At 53.0% G+C, this 18,916-nt stretch carries 17 protein-coding genes; 14 read left to right on the forward strand and 3 right to left on the reverse strand.

What is annotated here, in order from left to right; genetic code table 11:
• Positions 1-54 precede the first annotated feature (54 nt).
• From leuD to folC, 12 genes are all read left to right on the forward strand, one after another.
• Positions 55-705 carry a 3-isopropylmalate dehydratase small subunit gene (gene leuD / locus NHAL_RS09525; RefSeq protein WP_013032935.1) on the forward strand — a complete coding sequence of 217 codons (651 nt, stop codon included), beginning with the start codon at positions 55-57 and terminating at the stop codon, positions 703-705.
• Positions 706-1,794 carry a 3-isopropylmalate dehydrogenase gene (gene leuB / locus NHAL_RS09530; RefSeq protein WP_013032936.1) on the forward strand — a complete coding sequence of 363 codons (1,089 nt, stop codon included), beginning with the start codon at positions 706-708 and terminating at the stop codon, positions 1,792-1,794. It begins immediately after the preceding gene.
• Between the two features lie 44 nt (positions 1,795-1,838).
• A complete protein-coding gene (locus tag NHAL_RS09535) occupies positions 1,839-2,861 on the forward strand; it encodes an aspartate-semialdehyde dehydrogenase (RefSeq protein WP_013032937.1) in 1,023 nt (340 codons plus the stop codon).
• 101 nt (positions 2,862-2,962) lie between these two features.
• The gene (locus tag NHAL_RS09540; protein ID WP_013032938.1) at positions 2,963-5,656 is read left to right on the forward strand and encodes a motility hub landmark protein FimV; all 2,694 of its coding nucleotides are present in this window, start codon (positions 2,963-2,965) and stop codon (positions 5,654-5,656) included.
• 102 nt (positions 5,657-5,758) lie between these two features.
• The gene (locus NHAL_RS09545) at positions 5,759-6,514 is read left to right on the forward strand and encodes a phosphatase PAP2 family protein (protein WP_013032939.1); all 756 of its coding nucleotides are present in this window, start codon (positions 5,759-5,761) and stop codon (positions 6,512-6,514) included.
• 114 nt (positions 6,515-6,628) lie between these two features.
• Positions 6,629-7,174, forward strand: a complete 546-nt coding sequence (locus NHAL_RS09550) for an RNA-guided endonuclease InsQ/TnpB family protein (protein WP_013032940.1) — start codon at positions 6,629-6,631, stop codon at positions 7,172-7,174.
• A 35-nt stretch (positions 7,175-7,209) separates the two neighbouring features.
• Complete coding sequence (gene truA / locus NHAL_RS09555) at positions 7,210-7,989, forward strand: tRNA pseudouridine(38-40) synthase TruA (RefSeq protein WP_013032941.1); 780 nt, start codon at positions 7,210-7,212, stop codon at positions 7,987-7,989.
• 20 nt (positions 7,990-8,009) lie between these two features.
• Positions 8,010-8,630, forward strand: coding sequence for a phosphoribosylanthranilate isomerase (locus NHAL_RS09560; RefSeq protein ID WP_041354825.1), 621 nt, complete (start codon positions 8,010-8,012; stop codon positions 8,628-8,630).
• Positions 8,631-8,667: 37 nt separating this feature from the next.
• On the forward strand, positions 8,668-9,852 hold the full coding sequence (gene trpB / locus NHAL_RS09565) for a tryptophan synthase subunit beta (RefSeq protein ID WP_049780719.1): 1,185 nt from the start codon (positions 8,668-8,670) through the stop codon (positions 9,850-9,852).
• The gene (gene trpA / locus NHAL_RS09570) at positions 9,849-10,664 is read left to right on the forward strand and encodes a tryptophan synthase subunit alpha (protein ID WP_013032944.1); all 816 of its coding nucleotides are present in this window, start codon (positions 9,849-9,851) and stop codon (positions 10,662-10,664) included. The genes trpB and trpA overlap by 4 nt, the downstream gene beginning before the upstream one ends.
• A gap of 9 nt (positions 10,665-10,673) precedes the next feature.
• On the forward strand, positions 10,674-11,534 hold the full coding sequence (gene accD, locus NHAL_RS09575) for an acetyl-CoA carboxylase, carboxyltransferase subunit beta (protein ID WP_013032945.1): 861 nt from the start codon (positions 10,674-10,676) through the stop codon (positions 11,532-11,534).
• A 208-nt stretch (positions 11,535-11,742) separates the two neighbouring features.
• Positions 11,743-13,050 (forward strand): bifunctional tetrahydrofolate synthase/dihydrofolate synthase, encoded by a 1,308-nt coding sequence (folC, locus tag NHAL_RS09580; RefSeq protein ID WP_013032946.1) that lies wholly within the window; start codon positions 11,743-11,745, stop codon positions 13,048-13,050.
• Between the two features lie 50 nt (positions 13,051-13,100).
• On the opposite strand, the gene trmB is transcribed toward folC, so the two are convergent.
• Together trmB and NHAL_RS09590 are read right to left on the reverse strand one after the other, a co-directional pair.
• On the reverse strand, positions 13,101-13,832 hold the full coding sequence (trmB, locus tag NHAL_RS09585; RefSeq protein WP_013032947.1) for a tRNA (guanosine(46)-N7)-methyltransferase TrmB: 732 nt from the start codon (positions 13,830-13,832) through the stop codon (positions 13,101-13,103).
• 47 nt (positions 13,833-13,879) lie between these two features.
• On the reverse strand, positions 13,880-14,401 hold the full coding sequence (locus tag NHAL_RS09590; RefSeq protein ID WP_013032948.1) for a MarR family winged helix-turn-helix transcriptional regulator: 522 nt from the start codon (positions 14,399-14,401) through the stop codon (positions 13,880-13,882).
• A gap of 217 nt (positions 14,402-14,618) precedes the next feature.
• On the opposite strand from NHAL_RS09590, the gene NHAL_RS09595 reads away from it, so the two are divergent.
• Both NHAL_RS09595 and NHAL_RS09600 read left to right on the forward strand, forming a co-directional pair.
• Positions 14,619-15,020, forward strand: coding sequence for an ectoine synthase (locus NHAL_RS09595; protein WP_013032949.1), 402 nt, complete (start codon positions 14,619-14,621; stop codon positions 15,018-15,020).
• A gap of 85 nt (positions 15,021-15,105) precedes the next feature.
• Positions 15,106-16,548 carry an aspartate kinase gene (locus tag NHAL_RS09600; protein ID WP_041355609.1) on the forward strand — a complete coding sequence of 481 codons (1,443 nt, stop codon included), beginning with the start codon at positions 15,106-15,108 and terminating at the stop codon, positions 16,546-16,548.
• On the opposite strand, the gene NHAL_RS09605 is transcribed toward NHAL_RS09600, so the two are convergent.
• On the reverse strand, positions 16,545-18,911 hold the full coding sequence (locus NHAL_RS09605) for a hybrid sensor histidine kinase/response regulator (protein WP_013032951.1): 2,367 nt from the start codon (positions 18,909-18,911) through the stop codon (positions 16,545-16,547). The two genes, NHAL_RS09600 and NHAL_RS09605, sit on opposite strands and share 4 nt — an antisense overlap.
• Positions 18,912-18,916 lie beyond the last annotated feature (5 nt).

The raw sequence follows: 18,916 nt of genomic DNA on the forward strand, positions 1-18,916 counted from the left end.
GAATTCCCGCGCCGTTTTTTTAAAATTATTGCTCTTTAAGGGAAATATTTTGTTATGGAACCGTTTACTGTAGTAAAAGGTTTAGTGGCCCCTCTTGATCGGGCCAATGTCGATACCGATGCAATCATTCCAAAGCAATTTCTAAAGTCGATTAAACGCACTGGGTTTGGTCCCAACCTGTTTGATGAATGGCGTTATTTAGATCACGGAGAGCCTGGAAAGGACTGTCGTAATCGTCCTATTAATCCGGAATTTGTCCTTAATCAGCCTCGCTACCAAGGGGCTAGCATTTTGCTTGCGAGAAATAACTTCGGTTGCGGCTCAAGCCGGGAACATGCCGTCTGGGCATTGGTGGATGATGGCTTTCGAGTCGTGATTGCTCCAAGTTTTGCCGATATTTTTCATAATAATGCGTTTAAAAATGGTCTCCTGCCGATTACTTTAGATGAAGGTATTGTGGATGATCTATTTAATCAGGTCGAGGCTACCCCGGGCTACCGCCTACGGGTCGATTTACCCGCCCAGGAAGTGACCACCCCTGAAGGGAAGGTGATTTCCTTTACCATTGATGAATTCCGTAAGCATTGTCTTATCGAAGGGTTGGACGAGATTGGTTTGACCTTGCAGTATGTGGATGAGATTCGTGCCTATGAAAAGGGGCGGCGGGTTGAAGCACCGTGGTTATTTGAAGAGAAAAGATTTTAAATGAGAAAAAAAGTAGCCATTTTAGCCGGCGATGGGATTGGCTCTGAGATCACCGCCGAAGCGGTTAAGGTGTTGGCAGCATTGCAGGAGCACTGGGGACTAGATTTGGTCATGGAGTCGGGTCTGATTGGTGGTGCCGCCTATGATGCCACTGGGACTCCGCTGCCTGATGACACCCTTGCTCTGGCCCAGGATTCGGATGCAATTTTGCTGGGAGCGGTGGGGGGTCCGAAGTGGGAAACTCTAGATATCAGTGTACGCCCGGAAAAGGGGTTACTCGGTATTCGTTCTGCGCTTAAGCTTTTTGCTAATCTGCGTCCCGCCATCCTTTATCCGCAGCTAGTTGGGGCCTCCACCCTCAAGCCGGAAGTGGTGTCGGGGTTGGATATAATGATAGTGCGGGAACTGACCGGTGGAATCTATTTTGGGCAACCCCGGGGGGTACGCTGCCTTGAAAATGGCGAGCGGGAGGGATTTAATACCCTGGTTTATAAAGAGTCGGAAATCCGTCGCATTGCCCAGGTCGCCTTTACCATCGCCATGAAACGGGGTCGTCGGGTTTGCTCGGTAGATAAAGCCAATGTGCTTGAAGTTACCGAGCTGTGGCGTGAGGTGGTGAATGAGGTGGCCAAAGAGTTCCCTGAGGTGGAACTGAGCCATATGTATGTGGACAATGCCGCCATGCAGCTCGTTCGGGCCCCCAAGCAATTTGACGTCGTGGTGACCACGAATATGTTTGGGGATATTCTGTCAGATTGCGCTGCAATGCTGACCGGATCAATTGGGATGCTGCCTTCCGCCTCCCTGGATCAGAGCGGGAAAGGAATGTACGAGCCCATCCACGGCTCCGCACCGGATATCGCCGGTCAAGGGATCGCCAATCCCCTGGCGACTATTCTCTCCGTGGCGATGATGTTGCGCTATTCTTTTAACGAGCCCGCCCCTGCCACACGCCTCGAAAAAGCTGTGGGTACCGTGCTAGACCAAGGGTTACGAACCCCCGATATTTATTCTCCAGGAATGAGCCAGGTGAGCACCGGGGCCATGGGGGATGCTGTCGTGGAAGCCTTAATCAATACGCCTGATTGATTTTTAAGCGGAGTATTAATATTTAACCTAAAAACGGAGTTTATATGAGCAGAACATTTGATGTGGCCGTCGTTGGGGCAACCGGAGCTGTGGGGCAGGCTATGATGGAAATCCTGGACCAGCGGGATTTTCCGATCCGTCAGCTTTACCCGCTGGCGAGCGAGCGCTCTGCGGGTGAACAGTTGTCATTTGGCCGGAAAAAAGTGGTTGTGGAGAATCTGGCCGACTTTGACTTTTCTAAGGTTCAGATTGGCTTATTTTCCGCAGGCGCCAAAGTCTCAGCCGAGTATGCTCCTAAAGCTGCTGCTGCAGGTTGCGTCGTGGTGGATAACACCTCGCAGTTTCGCTACGACGACGAGATTCCCTTAGTGGTCCCCGAGGTTAATCCCCAGGCCATTGAAGGTTATAAGGACCATGGAATTATTGCCAATCCCAATTGTTCGACTATCCAAATGGTAGTGGCCCTAAAGCCTATTTATGATGCGGTGGGTATTGAACGCATTAATGTGGCCACCTACCAAGCGGTTTCTGGCACAGGCAAAGAAGCCATTGAGGAGTTGGCACAGCAAACTTCCGCACTGCTGAATGGGCGCCCCATTTCGCCAAAGGCTTATCCCAAGCAAATTGCCTTTAATGTATTGCCCCAGATCGACGCATTTCAGGACAACGGTTATACCCGGGAAGAAATGAAAATGGTGTGGGAAACACAAAAAATTATGGAGGATAAGTCTGTTTTGCTGAATCCAACCGCGGTACGGGTGCCTGTTTTTTATGGACATTCCGAGGCCGTGCACTTGGAAACCCGGACCAAAATTACGGCACCTGAGGTTAAAGCGTTGTTGCAGAAAGCACCGGGTATTGTGGTTTTTGATGAGCACAAAAATGGAGGGTATCCCACCGCGGTTACTGAGGCTTCGGGCAAGGATCCTGTCTTTGTGGGACGCATTCGGGAAGATATTTCCCATCCCAGGGGTATAGACCTGTGGATTGTGGCCGATAACGTCCGCAAGGGCGCGGCGTTAAATAGCATCCAAATCGCGGAATTGTTAATTAAAGATTACCTATAACCCTTTGTCATAAGAACGCTTGGCCTAGTCAATTAGGCCTTGGTGCGATCGCCGCGCGGGTTCTAGATCGGAGCTCTGGATTGTAGATGGGGAGCAATTGAATGGTGCGGAAGACGATCGTCAGCGTATCGGTAGCGGGGTTGTTAGCGGCCTCTTCACCCTGGGAGGCTCATTCTCTGGGGTTAGGGGGGATCGAGCTGAAGTCGGGGCTTAATCAGCCGTTTAGAGCAGAGATTGTGCTGCATGCGGTACGGGATACACCTTTAGAAGATATCAATGTAAAACTGGCGTCTAGTGAAGATTTTTTTCGGGCAGGACTCGATCGCGCTTTGGTGCTGGGCAAGCTCCGTTTTCGCCCGCTGCGTAAAGAGACGGGTGACATCATTGTGGAAGTGACTTCGCAAGGTCCTATCCGCGAGCCCTTCCTCAACTTCTTACTCGCTGTGACTTGGCCGCAGGGCCAGCTAATGCGGGAGTACACAGTGCTCTTGGATCCCCCTTTCCTGCTAGAGCCAGGGCCTGCCATCGCCAGCTCTGCTGTAGGTGTGCAAAGTCCAGGAGAGTCGGCTGTACCGCAGAAGACCACCCCTCTCCCCATGGCTTTGACTCCAGAGCCAAATGCTGAGGCCACCAGAACCTCTTCAACGGCTGAGACGGATTCTTCTACCTATGGGCCTACTCAGCCGGCTGAGACCTTGTGGCCCATCGCGCAACAGGTGCGGCCCAGTTCCTCTATTACCCCTCAACAAATGATGTTGGCCTTGCAGCGAGCTAATCCCAATGCTTTTCTGCAAGATAATATTAATGGTTTGAAAGTCGGTCAGGTGCTTAAAGTGCCGACAGAGGAGGAAGTGCTGGAGTTCACTCCCGCAGAGGCAGTGAATCAAGTACAACAGCAAAATGAAGTCTGGACGGCGTTTTTGGAGAAAGAGGCAGCATTAGAAAGCGAGCTTCAAGATTCCGAGGCAGCGGCTCCTAAAGAGGGGGATACCGAGGGGAGCGAGCCAGAGGGTGAAGTCAAAATTTTAGTCGCCCAGGAGTCTCCTCTTCAGCTCCAGGAAGCAGTACCTGAAACCAAAGAAGGCGGTGAGATTGCTAAGCTGCAGACACAGCTGTCTTTAGCCCAGGAAACTCTTGAGACTCGGATCCAGGAAAACGAAGGATTGCAGGCTCGTCTCCAGGAATTGGAAGCCCAGGTGAAAACCCTACAGCAACTGTTAGCAGCGAAGGATGCTCAACTAGCGGAGCTGGAGGGAGTTTCAGCTGAAGTGCCCCAGGACATGGGAGTCCTAGAGGAACAAGGGGGAGAGCTTGAGCTGGTGGATGCCTTGACCCTTTCAGCCGAGGAATTAGAGCGTTCAACTTTGCCCTCTTCAGGAGATGCAGCGTCTTCTTCCCCTGGGGAAGAGGCCCCCGCGAAGGTGCCTTCCGTTTCTTCTGCTTCTCTACTGGCCGGGGAGGTGGCGGCGGTCAACCAAACGCCTCAGCAGGCCGAGCCTGCTGGGGAAGTCCCTTCTGAGGAAAAGGAAAGCAAGCCTGAAGGTGCCCTTGGCACCTTTATGAATCTGAAAAATTTCCTCTTGCTTGGTGGAGGCAGCGTGCTGCTCTTAGCCTTGGCTATTTTACGCTTGCGCAAGCGTAAAACCAGTGAAGAGCCGACTCCTGCCATGGCTGGACAGGAAGGGGGGGAGGCTGAACCTGTCCAAGTCTTTGCTGAAAAAATGGAGCAGGCGTCTCCGTTGGAGCAGGAAGCGGCCGATAGGGTTGAGGTCTCGGCTTCCTCAGATCCAATGCCGGCGGAAAAGGACGGGGCTATGGCCGAGGCTGAGGGATACCTTGCTTCCGGGCGCCATCACAAGGCAGCCAAGGTGCTCAAGGAGGCCTTGAGCCAGGAACCCCATCGACAGGACTTAAAGTTGAAGTTGGCCGAAGTTTACCATGCGGCAGGTAATGGAAGCGCCTTTGTGGCCCTAGTTGAGGAATGGGCCCCGAGCCAAAATAAAGACGATCCCCTGTGGGCAAATTTGGTGGCGATGGGAAGGGATCTAAATCCTAGCCATCCCCTTTTTGCCGGCTCACAGCAAGACGATGAAGGAAACCATGAGGCCCTGGAGATTACTTCCGGTGAGGATTCATCGGAGAATCCATGGTCTCTCACCTCCGATGACGACATGACAGCGTTATTTTCACCTCCTGAGGAAAAGGCAGCAGAGGTGCAGACCTCTCAAGCCGAGGATGAAGCACCTTACCCAGAAGATGTAGGTCTGGAATTTGACTTAGGGGGGATGGCTTTAGCCGAGCCCAATATTCCCGCCGATGGCATAGCCGATAAGCCTGTGGACATTGGGGAGGAAGAGGGCGGCATGGCGTTTACGCTTGAGGACTTTCCTTCCCAACCTGGAGCAGAGGAGAATTTAGGAGAAACAGCAAACTTAGAAAAATCGTTGGAGTCTTTTTCCCCTGAATTTGAGTCCCAAGAAAACAATCTTGGACCAGTGGTGTTGGAAACCGACGGTGGCGAGAAGGACCTTTTCTCTTTGGAGGCGGATGATTTTACTCCTATAGAGACTTTAGGGGATGACGGAGAGGAGGAGAGTGAGGAGTTCTCCCCTGGAAAGGCGTTGATGGAAGATCTAGACGAGATGGAAATCAAGTTGGACTTGGCGCGGGCATATATGGATATGGGGGATGCCGATGGGGCCCGTAGCATCCTCGAGGAAGTTGTGGCTGCCGGCAATGAACAGCAACGTAATGCAGGAGAGGAACTGCTGACTGAGCTCGCGAAAGCCTCTTAAAAGCTGATTAGAGCCCCCCTCTCGTTTTAGGCGCCCAGGTTTTTACCCTGGGCGCCTTTTGCTATATCTATGACCGCTGAATCAGGAGGGTTGGCTTAAAACATGCCAATGCAAAAGTTGCAAAAACAGGATGAAAACGAGCGCTCATCCATGCTTCGTTTTTTCTATTGGCTTGGTAAGCGCGAATTAAGTACGTTAATACTCATAGCGGGCGTAGTGACGGCTATCTGGGCTTTTGCAGAACTGGCGGATGAGGTCATGGAGAAGGAGACAGGGTGGTTTGATGAGACTATTCTGCTGGCCATGCGTAGCGATACCGATTTGACGGATCCCCTTGGCCCCTTATGGTTGGAGGAGTTGGGGCGCGATCTTACCGCTCTCGGTGGGGTAGGTATTCTTACCTTGTTTAGCTTGACTGTCATAGGTTACCTATTATTATCCGGTAAGCAACGTGCCGCATTGGTCATTGTGCTCTCCGTTAGTACGGGTCTGGTATTAAGCTTACTACTCAAAGACCTATTTGACCGTCCCCGTCCTGATTTAGTCCCCCACGGCTCTATTGCCTATACTGCGAGTTTTCCTAGCGGTCATTCTATGATGGCGGCGGTGGTCTACCTCACCATGGCCGCTCTGCTCGCACGTGTTCAACGACGAAAACGCATTAAGGCCTATGTACTTTTAGTGGCGCTGGTGGCTACGCTCCTTGTGGGGCTTAGCCGTATTTATCTAGGAGTCCATTGGCCCACTGATGTACTTGCCGGATGGGCTGCTGGGGCGGCCTGGGCATTGTGTTGCTGGCTAGTTGCGAGGTGGTTGCAACAGCGAGGGAAAATGGAAGAGGAAAGCGAATATAATTGAAAATTTATCTCACTTGATCGCTGCTTGATATTAGACAATGCCTAAGGCGAGAGGGTACTCTAAGGAACTTTAGGCCAATTTCAGGCCGTAGGGCGGTTCTGTTAATATTAAGTGATGAAACTTAAGGCCAACATAAAAACCCTGAAAGTCAGAGTCAAGGATAAGCATAAGCCAGTCCTTGAGCGCATGGCCTTTGAAGTCAATCAGGTTTGGAATGCGGCTAATGAAATCACGGCGGATTATTCCTACCATGCCAAGATCAAAAATAGGCGTTTAGACGCCCTCCATAAATTCACGACACAAGTGGTTCGTGAGAATGCATTAATAGTTGTGGGCAATGTCAGCAGTTCCAGCCTTGCTACAACTAAAAGGGCTAAATCTGTTTTAGATGCGGGCGGGTTTATGCTGAAAACTCAGCTTGATTATAAATCGAAAGCGATGCAAGCCGAGTTTGTAGAGATCAACGAAGCGTGCACTACCCAAGCCTGTTCGTGCTGTGGCTGTATCAGCAACGGTAGTCCGAGAGGTAGGGCAGGTCTTGGAATAAGAGAATGGTCATGCCCTGGGTGTGGGGTGCATCACGATAGAGACGTGAACGCAGCCATGAACATTCTCGCGGCGGGGCATCGCCGTCTTGCGGAAGGAATTCCCGTCCTTTAGGGCGGGAAGGATGTCAACTTTCCCATTTAAATTTGATGAGAATTGCGTTTGGTGTCGAGTATGAAGGCTCCAGCTTTTGTGGTTGGCAGTCACAAAGGGGAGTGCCTACGGTTCAGGCCACCTTGGAGGAGGCCGTTTCCAAAGTGGCCAATCAGCCGATCACTGTGATTACTGCGGGGCGCACCGATGCAGGGGTACATGCCGCGGCACAGGTCGTTCATTTTGATACTACGGCCTCCCGTTTAGAGCATAACTGGATTTTTGGGTGCAATATGAATCTGCCGCCGGAGGTGGTAGTGTTATGGGCCCAACCGGTGGATGAGACTTTTCATGCCCGCTTTTCGGCGGTAGCGCGACACTATCGGTATGTTATCCTCAATCGCAGGGTGCGGCCGGCTATCGCGAATCGCCGCGTAACATGGTATTGTCATCCTTTGTCTGTCTCGAGGATGAGAGAAGGGGGTGCCCACCTGATTGGCGAGCATGATTTCTCCTCCTTTCGGGCCAAGGCTTGCCAGGCCAAGAGCCCGATAAGGAACGTCCACCGCCTGGAAGTGAGACGACAAGAGGATTTTGTCGTGATCGATATCTCAGCCAATGCTTTTCTGCACCACATGGTGCGTAATATCGCCGGGGTGTTAATGGCCGTAGGGAAGGGGGAACAGCCGCCTTGTTGGGTAGAGGAGGTTTTGCAGGCCCGTTGCCGGGCTTTGGGAAGCGTTACTGCTCGGCCCGATGGTTTGTACTTGATGGGCGTGGATTACCCGGACCATTTCAACCTCCCTAGGCTTTCACGTCCCGTCACTGTTTGGTAATCTTTTAGGTTTTGATGGGAATGCGTACGCGGGTAAAATTTTGTGGCATTACGCGCAGAGAGGATGCTATCCATGCCGCTCGCCTGGGTGCGGATGCCATTGGCTTGGTTTTTTATCCCAAAAGTCCACGGGCGGTGAGTCCCCAGCAGGCTTGTCAAATTGTGCGGGGATTGCCGCCTTTTGTGACGGTAGTCGGGTTGTTCGTAAACGCCGCTGCTCGCTATCTTCACCAGGTATTGGATAGAGTCCCGATCGATATCCTCCAGTTCCACGGTGAGGAATCTCCTGAGGAGTGTAACCGTTATGGCAGGCCCTATGTGAAGGCCATCCGGATGGCGGAGGGAGTGGATCTTCTGGGGTTGGAGCAGGCCTATGGGAGTGCCTCAGCCTTGTTATTGGATACCTATCAGATAGGCGTGGCCGGAGGGACGGGGCAGGTTTTTGATTGGAGCCGCGTTCCTGAGGGACTTTCCAAAGGGATTATCTTGGCCGGGGGCTTGACTCCCGAAAATGTCGCCCAAGCGGTGATGAAGGTACGGCCCTATGCTGTAGATGTCAGTGGCGGAGTCGAACAAAACAAAGGCGTGAAAGATGCCGCCAAGATGGCGGCCTTTATGCGAGGTGTAGACAGTGTCAATTGAAGCCCAGGCTTTAGCAGCCGGCAAAAACTACGACCAGATGCCTGATGAAAGGGGGCATTTTGGTCCCTATGGTGGTCGTTTTGTGGCAGAAACTTTGATGGGGCCCATTGAAGAGCTCCGTCAAGCCTATGAACGGTACCGTAATGATTCCGGCTTCCAGGCCGAACTGGAAGCTGATCTCGCCCATTATGTGGGCCGGCCGACGCCGCTGTATTTTGCCAAGCGTTGGAGTGAGCAGTTGGGAGGTGCCCGCATCTTTTTGAAGCGAGAGGACCTTAACCATACTGGGGCCCACAAGATTAATAACACAGTGGGGCAGGCCCTGCTGGCTCGGCGGATGGGAAAGACCCGCTTGATTGCCGAAACGGGAGCAGGGCAACATGGGGTCGCCACGGCCACGGTAGCCGCCCGTTTTGGGCTGGAATGCGTGATTTACATGGGGGCCGAGGATATGGAACGGCAAGCCCCCAATGTCTATCGAATGCGCCTATTGGGAGCAGAGGTGGTGCCCGTGACCTCGGGTTCTCAGACTTTGAAGGATGCCCTCAATGAGGCCATGCGGGACTGGGTCACCCATGTGGATAACACCTTTTATGTCATCGGGACGGTGGCGGGTCCCCATCCCTACCCCGCCATGGTACGGGATTTTCAGACCATTATCGGGCGGGAGGCCCGGGCCCAGATTCTGGAGCAGACGGGGGCCCTTCCCCATGCTTTAGTGGCTTGCGTGGGGGGAGGTTCCAACGCGATTGGTTTATTCCATCCTTTTCTCAAAGATGAGCAAGTCGCCCTCTATGGGGTTGAGGCGGCAGGGTTAGGTTTGGAGACCGGCCAGCATGCCGCTCCCCTCTGCGCTGGTAAGCCGGGTGTTCTTCATGGCAATCGGACTTATCTGATGGAAGATAAGCATGGCCAGATTTTAGATACCCATTCCCTGTCGGCCGGCCTTGATTACCCCGGGGTAGGTCCCGAACACGCCTGGTTAAGGGATGCGGGGCGGGCCACCTATGTGGCGGTCGGGGACGAGGAGGCTTTGGCGGCATTCCGTGCTCTGACCCGAATTGAAGGCATTATTCCCGCCTTGGAAAGCTGCCATGCCTTGGCCTACGCTATGCAACTGGCGCCGACTCTGGCCCAGGACCAGGGAATTATCGTGAATCTTTCAGGACGAGGAGATAAAGATATCAACACGGTCGCCCGGATTGAGGGGATCTCGTTGTGAGTCGGATTGCTGAGTGTTTTGCTGCGCTTCAGGAGCAAGGGAGAAAAGCACTGGTGCCTTATATCACCGCCGGTGATCCCAACCCCCAGGTCACCGTCCCTTTAATGCATGCCATGGTGGCGGCTGGAGCCGATATTCTGGAGCTGGGAGTTCCTTTTTCCGATCCGATGGCTGATGGTCCGGTTATTCAAAAGGCCTGCGAACGGGCACTGGCTGGGGGGACTTCCTTAGGGGATGTCTTAGCCATGGTGGCTGAGTTTCGTCAAAGGGATCAGAATACCCCGGTGGTGTTGATGGGCTACCTTAATCCCATTGAAATCATGGGCTATCAAACTTTTGCCCAGCAAGCGGCTGCCCAAGGCGTTGATGGGGTTCTGACGGTGGATATGCCACCGGAGGAGGCCGAACCGTTAGTGATGGCCTGTCAGGAGCAAGGACTGGACCGGATTTTTTTGTTGGCGCCCACCAGCTCCCCGGAGCGCATGGAACAAATCTGTGCGTTGGGCAGTGGTTTTGTCTACTACGTCTCTTTAAAAGGGGTGACGGGGGCCCTTACCCTGGATGTGGATGATGTGGGTCAGCATGTGGCTATGATCCGGCGTCATACTCCTCTGCCGGTAGGAGTGGGGTTTGGCATTCGGGATGCCGAATCGGCCTCCAAAGTAGCAACTATCGCCGATGCCGTGGTGGTGGGCAGTGCCCTGGTCAAGCGCATTGAGCAATGCCAGGACAAGCCGGAGGCGATTCCAGAGGAAATTGGCGCCCTATTGCGGGCAATGCGTGAGGCCATTGATGCCACTGGGAGCGCTTGATCGAAAACTATGAGTTGGCTTGGTAAACTTCTTCCCTCCAAAATCCGCACCGAAGGACCCAAACGTAAATCGGTACCGGAGGGTTTGTGGACTAAGTGCAACGCTTGTGATGCCATCCTGTACCGCGTGGAATTGGAACGTAACATGGATGTGTGTCCTAAGTGTGGCGCCCATAAACGAATTAGCGCCCGCCGGCGCTTGGATGTTTTCCTTGACAAAGGGTATCGGAAAGAGATCGGTGCTAATTTGCAACCGGTGGATGCCCTCAAATTTAAGGATAGCAAGAAGTATAAGGACCGATTGTCCCAAACCCAAAAGGCGGTTCAGGAAAACGATTCTCTGGTGGTCATGGAAGGACAGGTCAGGGAACTGCCGGTAGTGGCCGCCGCCTTTGAATTTAGTTTTATGGGGGGGTCCATGGGGTCCGTGGTGGGGGAACGCTTTGTGCGGGGGGTAGAGGCCGCCATTGAGCAACGGATACCGATGGTATGTTTTTCCGCCAGTGGGGGCGCACGGATGCAAGAAGGCTTATTCTCACTCATGCAAATGAGCAAGACGAGTGCTGCCCTTGCCCGTCTAAGCAAGCAAGGCCTTCCTTTTATTTCGGTGCTCACCGATCCGACGATGGGGGGAGTGAGTGCCAGTCTGGCCATGTTGGGGGATATCAATATTGCCGAACCGGGTGCTTTGATTGGTTTTGCTGGCCCCCGCGTGATTGAGCAGACCGTGCGCCAAAAATTGCCCGAGGGCTTTCAACGGAGCGAGTTTTTGCTAGAACATGGTGCCATCGATATGATTGTCGATCGGCGTGACCTCCCGGACCGCATAGCTAGGATACTGGCTATATTGACCCACCGACCCTCCATCTGACGACCTAGGGCCTGTTAACACTAATTGAATCATGATTGCCGACGGCCATTTTTTCGGCCAGCAAGGCAGAAGGAGTGATGCGTAGTGAGTCTACATGAGCGGCTGATGACGCCGTTGGACGGAAAAATGATCCCGGCCCTGGGGGTTGCGACTAAAAAAGCGCCACTCGGCTTTGGTTGCCGCTCATTTAAGATTAACAGGCTCTAGAGTGGCCCGTTTCTCCCGACTTACAGACTGGCTGGCGTGGCAGGAAAGCGCCCACTGGCCCCGGATCGATCCCGGCTTAATACGGGCGAGTACCGTGCTCCAGCGCATGGCGCTCCACCAGTCGCCTTTCCCGGTGGTGACTGTGGCGGGTACCAATGGGAAAGGCTCTACGGTGGCGATGCTAGAAGCCGTCCTGTTAGCTGCCGGTTACCGGGTCGGTAGCTATACTTCCCCCCACCTCTTGCGCTATAACGAGCGGATTAAAGTGCAGGGAGAAGCGGTGGAGGATGATGCCATTTGCCAGTCCTTTGCCCGTATCGATACCGCTCGCCAAGAGATTTCCCTGACCTATTTTGAATTTGGCACCTTAGCGGCTATCGATATTTTTCATCAGGCGGAATTGGACATTGCCCTGCTAGAGGTCGGCTTGGGAGGACGCCTTGATGCAGTGAATGCCTTGGATGCGGATGTGGCCGCCATTACCACGGTGGATATGGATCATGTCCACCTACTGGGGCATAATCGCGAGGCTATCGGATTTGAGAAGGCTGGTATTTTCCGCTCCCATCGTCCCGCCGTTTGTGGTGATTTGGACCCTCCCGCAAGCGTGGCGGCCCATGCCGGGCGATTAGTAACGCCCCTTTATCAAATAGGCCGCGATTTCCATTATCAGATGAACGATGGGAGGTGGTCCTGGCAAAGTGGCGCGACTCATTACGCGGATTTACCCTACCCAGCCCTTAAGGGGATTTACCAGCATCAGAATGCGGCCACTGCATTGATGGTGCTGAAGCTGATGGGGGAGCGGCTGCCCGTTTCGGAGGCCGCGATCCGAGACGGTTTGCACTCCGTCTGTTTGCCGGGGCGTTTCCAGTGTCTCCAAGGTCCGGTGGAGCGGATTTTTGATGTGGCCCATAATCCCCAGGGTGCCCGCTGGTTGGCCCAGTCCCTAGCCCAAAGGCCTTGTGGTGGGCGGACCTACGCGGTTTTAGGGATGTTGGCAGACAAGGATGTGGCAGGCGTGGTGGGCAGTCTGGAGAACGCTATCGATATTTGGTTCGTGGGCGGGCTTGAAGGTGAGCGGGGACTATCCGGCAAGGCTTTGGCCGAGCAAATGGGCAATGTGAACCCCTTTGCCATGCACATTTATCAAACTGTGGCTGAAGCTTATCGGGTTGCTATAGACGCCGCCCAACCCGGTGATCGGGTGCTTGCTTTGGGTTCCTTCCACACGGTGGAGGCCGTGATGCGGTTAGAGGGATTGGATTCTTCTCCTGACTCTGAGTTTTGCATCAATGCCTCGGCTTGACTAAGCGTTTAAATTTTGGTGGGTGCGGCACTAACACGCCTTAACCCCCCCTACTTACAAAAAGAGTTTTCCAGCAGTTTCTTAAGCTTTAAGTCCCACACCTGGTATCCCCGCTGTTGGCCTCGGCGTTCAAACTTCGTCGAAGGTCTTTCGCCGGGGCCCTGGGCAAAGCGGCCTTCACCGGCTAGATTGCCAAAGCCAGGGTGTTGGCTCAACACTGCCATCATTTGAGCGGCATAATTTTGCCAGTCGGTAGCGAGATGGACCCAGCCGTCGGGCTTGAGTTTATGCCATAGTAGATCCACAAATGGGGGTTGAATCAATCTTCGCTTGTGATGGCGCTTTTTGGGCCAGGGATCGGGAAAGAAGATTTGGACTCCCTGCAGGGATTGCTCTGGAAGGTGGTGTTGCAGGACTTTCCAGGCATCGTCACAAATGACCCGGATATTGTCCACTCCCTCTGCTTCAAGGCGTAGCAGCAGATGACCTACCCCCGGCCGATGGACCTCAATGCCTAGAAAGTCCTTCTCGGGAGCAGCGCGGGCCTGCTCGACGAGGGAGTCCCCATTACCAAACCCGATTTCCAGGATTCGTTCCGCTTTCCGGTTGAAGATTGCCTCTAGATCCATGGGTTCAGCTCCCAGGCTTATGCCATAGCGAGGCCATAGTTGCGCCAAGGCCTTTTTCTGAGCTGGGGTGATACGGCCTTCCCGGCGCACAAAGCTTGTGATTGAACGAAGTTGAGGAGGGTTCTCTGGCTGAGTTTTTGCTGAAGTGGGCATGGAATTTAAAGGGAAAAGTGGGATTGTCCTTATCGGTGCCGGTAGGGTCAACCGGCGGCACGGGTTTTATAAGGTTCTTTGTTGGCCTCCACCTGTTGGAGATCGCCCAATTCACCGATTTCCAAATAGGGAGAGGCTTCTATATCGGTAGCGTTCATCATCTCGGCGACCCGCTGCAATGCCGAGATAATCATGTGTTGCTCCCAATCCTGCAAATTCTCGAATTGTTTGATAAAGCTGGCCTGGAGTGGCGCGGGGGACTTTCGGATCAACGCCTCACCAGTAGGTGTGAGTTGGGCGTATACCTTACGCTTGTCTGTTTCGCCCCGTTGGCGGTAGATCAGGTCCCGTTTTTCCAAACGATCCAAAATGGTGGTGACCGTGGCTTGGCTCAGACTGACCTCCTTGGCCAAGGTGCCAATCGCGACTTCTCCGATCCGCCGGATAGTTTGCATGATAAGAAGCTGAGGCGCCGTCAGTCCCGAAACCTTACTCAGTTTTTTGGAGTGGAGGTCCGTGGCTCGGATGATTCGCCGCAGTGCGATGAGGACTTCATTGGTATCTTTCATTACGACTATTGCCGCAGTTGGGTTAAAAATTTCATCGTTTTAGAGAGACTTAATTACTTATAACACTAAAGCATTTAATACCTTTTTGTTAGTATAAATTATCCTTAATTAGAAAGTTAAGCTATTTTACAAATAAAAATATATTTAGTACACTAAGCTTTATAAATCGAAAATAGGTCGACCTGAGCATCAACGAGAGATTTGAGAGGTTCAATGAATGATCGTCAGAGACTATAACAAAGCCAAAGAAACGGACCGGCGGGTAGTGTCGGCTCAGTGGGAGAGCGTACGGTTGTTGCTCAAGCACGATAACATGGGCTTCTCCTTTCATATCACTACCATTTATGAAGGTGCTGAGATTCCCATGCACTATCAGCACCATTTGGAGTCGGTTTATTGTCTCTCTGGCGAAGGGGAAGTCGAGACCTTGGCTGATGGTAAAGTTTACCCCATCCGACCAGGGGTGATTTACATTCTCGACCAAAATGATAGGCATATTTTGCGCGCTAAAACCGAAATGCAGATGGCCTGCGTATTCAATCCGCCGCTGACTGGTAAAGAAGTACATGATTCTTCCGGCGCCTATCCCCTGGAAGCCGAGGCGATTACTGCCGACTAGGGGCTATAGAAAAAGGTTGGATGGCTCCCAAGGATTTCAGCAATATTTCCACAACACTGACCAGACAATGATTGATAATCGAGACATGAGTAGGCATACAGTAGAAAAGATTGGCGGGACTTCCATGTCCCGTTTCCAAGAGGTGATGGATAATATCCTGGTTGGTCACCGTAAGGGGCAGGAACTCTATAACCGAATTTTTGTGGTGTCCGCCTACGGCGGTGTCACCGATATGTTGCTAGAGCATAAAAAGTCCGGCTCTCCGGGGGTTTATGGACTTTACACCGGTGCCGAGACGGACTGGGCTTGGGGCGACTTGCTGAATAAGGTTGGCGAGCGTATGTGCGAGATCAATACAGACATCTTCGAGGATGATCTTAACCGCCAAAAAGCCGACCAGTTTGTCAGAGAGCGTATCGAAGGTGTCCGCTCTTGCTTGATTGATTTGCACCGGCTGTGCTCTTATGGCCATTTCCAGTTGGATGAGCATCTGATCACGGTACGGGAGATGCTCGCCGCTATTGGTGAGGCCCATAGCGCTTTTAATACGGCGTTACGGTTGCAGCAGCAGGGTGTTAACGCTCACTTCATTGACCTTACCGGTTGGCGTGAACTAGACAATCTAACTTTAGATGAGCGTATCAAGCAGGCCTTCAGCTCCATTGACTTAGAGCGGGAATTGCCTATCGTCACGGGCTACCCTCGATGCAAGGAAGGCACTATGCAGACCTATGACCGGGGCTACTCGGAGATCACCTTCTCCAAAGTTGCGGTGCTGACTGAGGCCCGGGAGGCGATTATCCATAAGGAATACCATCTCTCCAGCGCTGATCCCAAGGTCGTGGGCAGGGATAAGGTCGAGCCCATCGGCCGCACCAACTACGATGTGGCTGACCAGCTCTCCAATCTAGGCATGGAAGCGATTCACCCTCGGGCTGCCAAGGGCTTACGACAACGGGATATTCCGCTCAGAGTCAAAAATGCTTTTGAGCCGGAGCATGAGGGTACCCTCATTGACGGCAACTATAAGAGTGATACCCCTTGCGTGGAAATTATTGCCGGCCGCAAAGGCGTTTTTGCCATTGAATTTTTTGAGCAGGACATGGTGGGGAGCTACGGTTATGATGCCCAATTGCTCAACATCCTGGATAAATTTAAGCTTAAGATTCTGGCTAAGGACACCAATGCCAATACCATCACCCATTTTGTGGCGGGTTCATTGAAATTAATCAAACGCACGACCCAGGCGATGGAAGAGCAATTTCCTTCGGCAACGGTTTCGGTGCGCAAGGTAGCCTTTATCTCGGCCATTGGTTCTAACATGGATGTGCCTGGATTGTTGTCTAATGCTGCCAGCGCTTTGGCCAAAGCGAGTATTAATATATTGGCGTTGCACCAGTCCATGCGGCAGGTGGATATGCAGTTTGTGGTGGAGGAGAAGGACTACGAATCGGCGATCATTTATCTCCATGAGCATCTCATTGAGCGCCGTTCCCAACCTCTTCCTGTTTCCCTTGGGGTCGCTTAGGGAAGAGAGGAGTTAGAGGCTGTTTCGTCTGGGCTTGAAGTCGTCTTCGGGTGGCCGGCAAATGGCTGATGGGCACCTAACACCTGGATTAAAGTCTGGAGTTCAACGGGTTTGACCAGGTGATTATCGAAGCCTGCTTCGCGGCTGCGTTGCCGATCAGCCTCTTGGCCCCAGCCGGTTAGGGCAATAAGTACCGGTCTTTCCCCCCTAGGTAATTGCTGCAGCCGCTTTGCCACTTCATAACCATTCATCCCCGGCATCCCCAGATCCAGCAGAATGACGGTGGGTCCATATTCACGGACTGCCTCCAGGGCAGCCTCCCCATGATAAGCCGTGCGCACCTGATGGCCTAAAGTCCGCAGCACTTCTGCCATGGAATCGGCGGCATCCACATTGTCGTCTACCACCAAGATCCGGTGTGCTGGGGTTTCTTCTACCGCTTCCGTTTGCTGGTTTTCCAGGGGAGTCCTGGTAATTTCCTCTGAATCTAGGGGAAGCCGTATCGTAAAAGTACAGCCCTGATCGAGGCCCGGGCTAGCCGCTTCAGCCTGGCCGCCATGCAACTCTACTAGGCCTTTTACCAGCGGTAGACCGATCCCCAAGCCACCTGGCGCATATCCTCCTGGGCGCTCAGCCTGGACAAACATGTCAAAAATTCGAGGAAGTAGTTCTTGGGCGATGCCAATGCCATCATCTTGCACGGCAATCACCACTTGTTGGTTTTCGCACCGGGCCGTAAGCTTAATGTGCCCCCCTGGCGGGGTGTATTTGGCAGCATTGATAAGCAGGTTTGAAACTGCCTGCGCTAGTCGAGTCAAATCCGCCTGGAGTAATACTTGGGTTTCAGGCACCTCCACACACAGGGTATGTTCGCCAGCTTTGATATGGGAGCGGCTGATCTCGAGGGCGCTTTTAATAATAGTGTCCAATGTCACCGGTTCTTTGCGGAGTTGGATCTTGCCCCGGGTGATGCGGGAGACATCTAGTAGATCCTCCACCAAATGCACCAAATGCTGGAGTTGTCGTTCGGAAATGGACACCGCTTTCTCGAGGGCCTCGGGATTATTGCCCACCTGCTTGAGGATTTGGAGGGAGTTGGCAATGGGGGCGAGGGGGTTGCGGAGTTCATGGGCTAGAGTAGCGAGAAATTCATCCTTGCGTCGGTCGGTTTCCGTAAGCAGTTCCGCCTGTCGGCGCAGTTGTTCTTGTTGGTGCTTGTATTCGGTGATGTCACGGGCGATCTTCGAGGCGCCGATGAGCCGGCCTTGGCTATCTTGGAGGGGGGAGATAGTGAGCGAGATGGTGACTTCACTGCCGTCCTTGTGTAGGCGCACCGTCTCGTAGGGAGCAACTCGCTCACCACGCTTGATACGCTTCCGCATCTGAATCTCTTCTTTCTTGCGATGGGAGGGAATGAGGGGGGCGATTGGTTGGCCAATCATCTCCTCGGCCTTATAGCCGAATAGGTGCTCGGCACCTTGGTTCCAGCTCTGAATGATGCCGTTGAGATCCTGGCTGAGAATGGCATCGGTAGAGGATTCGACGATAGCCGATAGCTGTGCTGCGCGCTCGGAGAGTTTTCTAGATTCGGTGAGGTCAATAGTGATAGCGGAGAAACCCAGGACATGGCCGTCAGTAATATCCGGGATATATTGGACATGCACATAGCGGGGTCCGATTTCATCATAGGGAAGTTCCTTGTTATAGACCACCACTTCACCCTTTAAGGCTCGTTGCACATATTCTTCTACGGCAGCGAAGGCGTTTTTCCCGAGTATTTCCCACATATATCGGCCCTGGATGTCTTCCAAGGGCCGTTGAAATCGTTTTTCATAGCCGGAGCTGACGTATTGAAAGCGTAGCTTCCGATCCAGGTAGGAGATCAGGACCGAGGCGGCGTCAGTAACCCGCTGTAACATTTCCTCGCTGCGACGGAGTGCTTCTTCAGCTTTCACTAGCTGGGTGATTTCTTGGCAGGTGCCAGCGACAAACCAGGGCGCGCCGCTCGGATGGTAAAAGGTCTTCCCCCGGGCTAGGAGCCAGTGGATGGAACCGTCCGGCCAACGGCAGCGGAACCGTATTTCCACCCTTTCCTTAGCTTGCTTTGCCGCTTGGGTGGTGGCCAGCACTTTGTCTTGATCTTGGGGATGAACAAATTTAAGGGCTTCTTCCAGGCGGTGAATGCGTTGTCCCTTTGGGATCCCGAAGAGCTGATAGAGGGTCTCATCCCACTCCATCCGATCACTTTGAAAATGCCAGCGAAAGACGCCTATTTCTGAGGCAGCAAAAGCAGTGCGATAGTCCTCCCCCTGAAAAAAGGATTGACTCCAATTCGGCGAGCCCGGTTTAGTAGTATTGGTCATAGTTA

The organism is Nitrosococcus halophilus Nc 4 (assembly GCF_000024725.1).
In the GTDB taxonomy this organism is placed as follows: domain Bacteria; phylum Pseudomonadota; class Gammaproteobacteria; order Nitrosococcales; family Nitrosococcaceae; genus Nitrosococcus; species Nitrosococcus halophilus.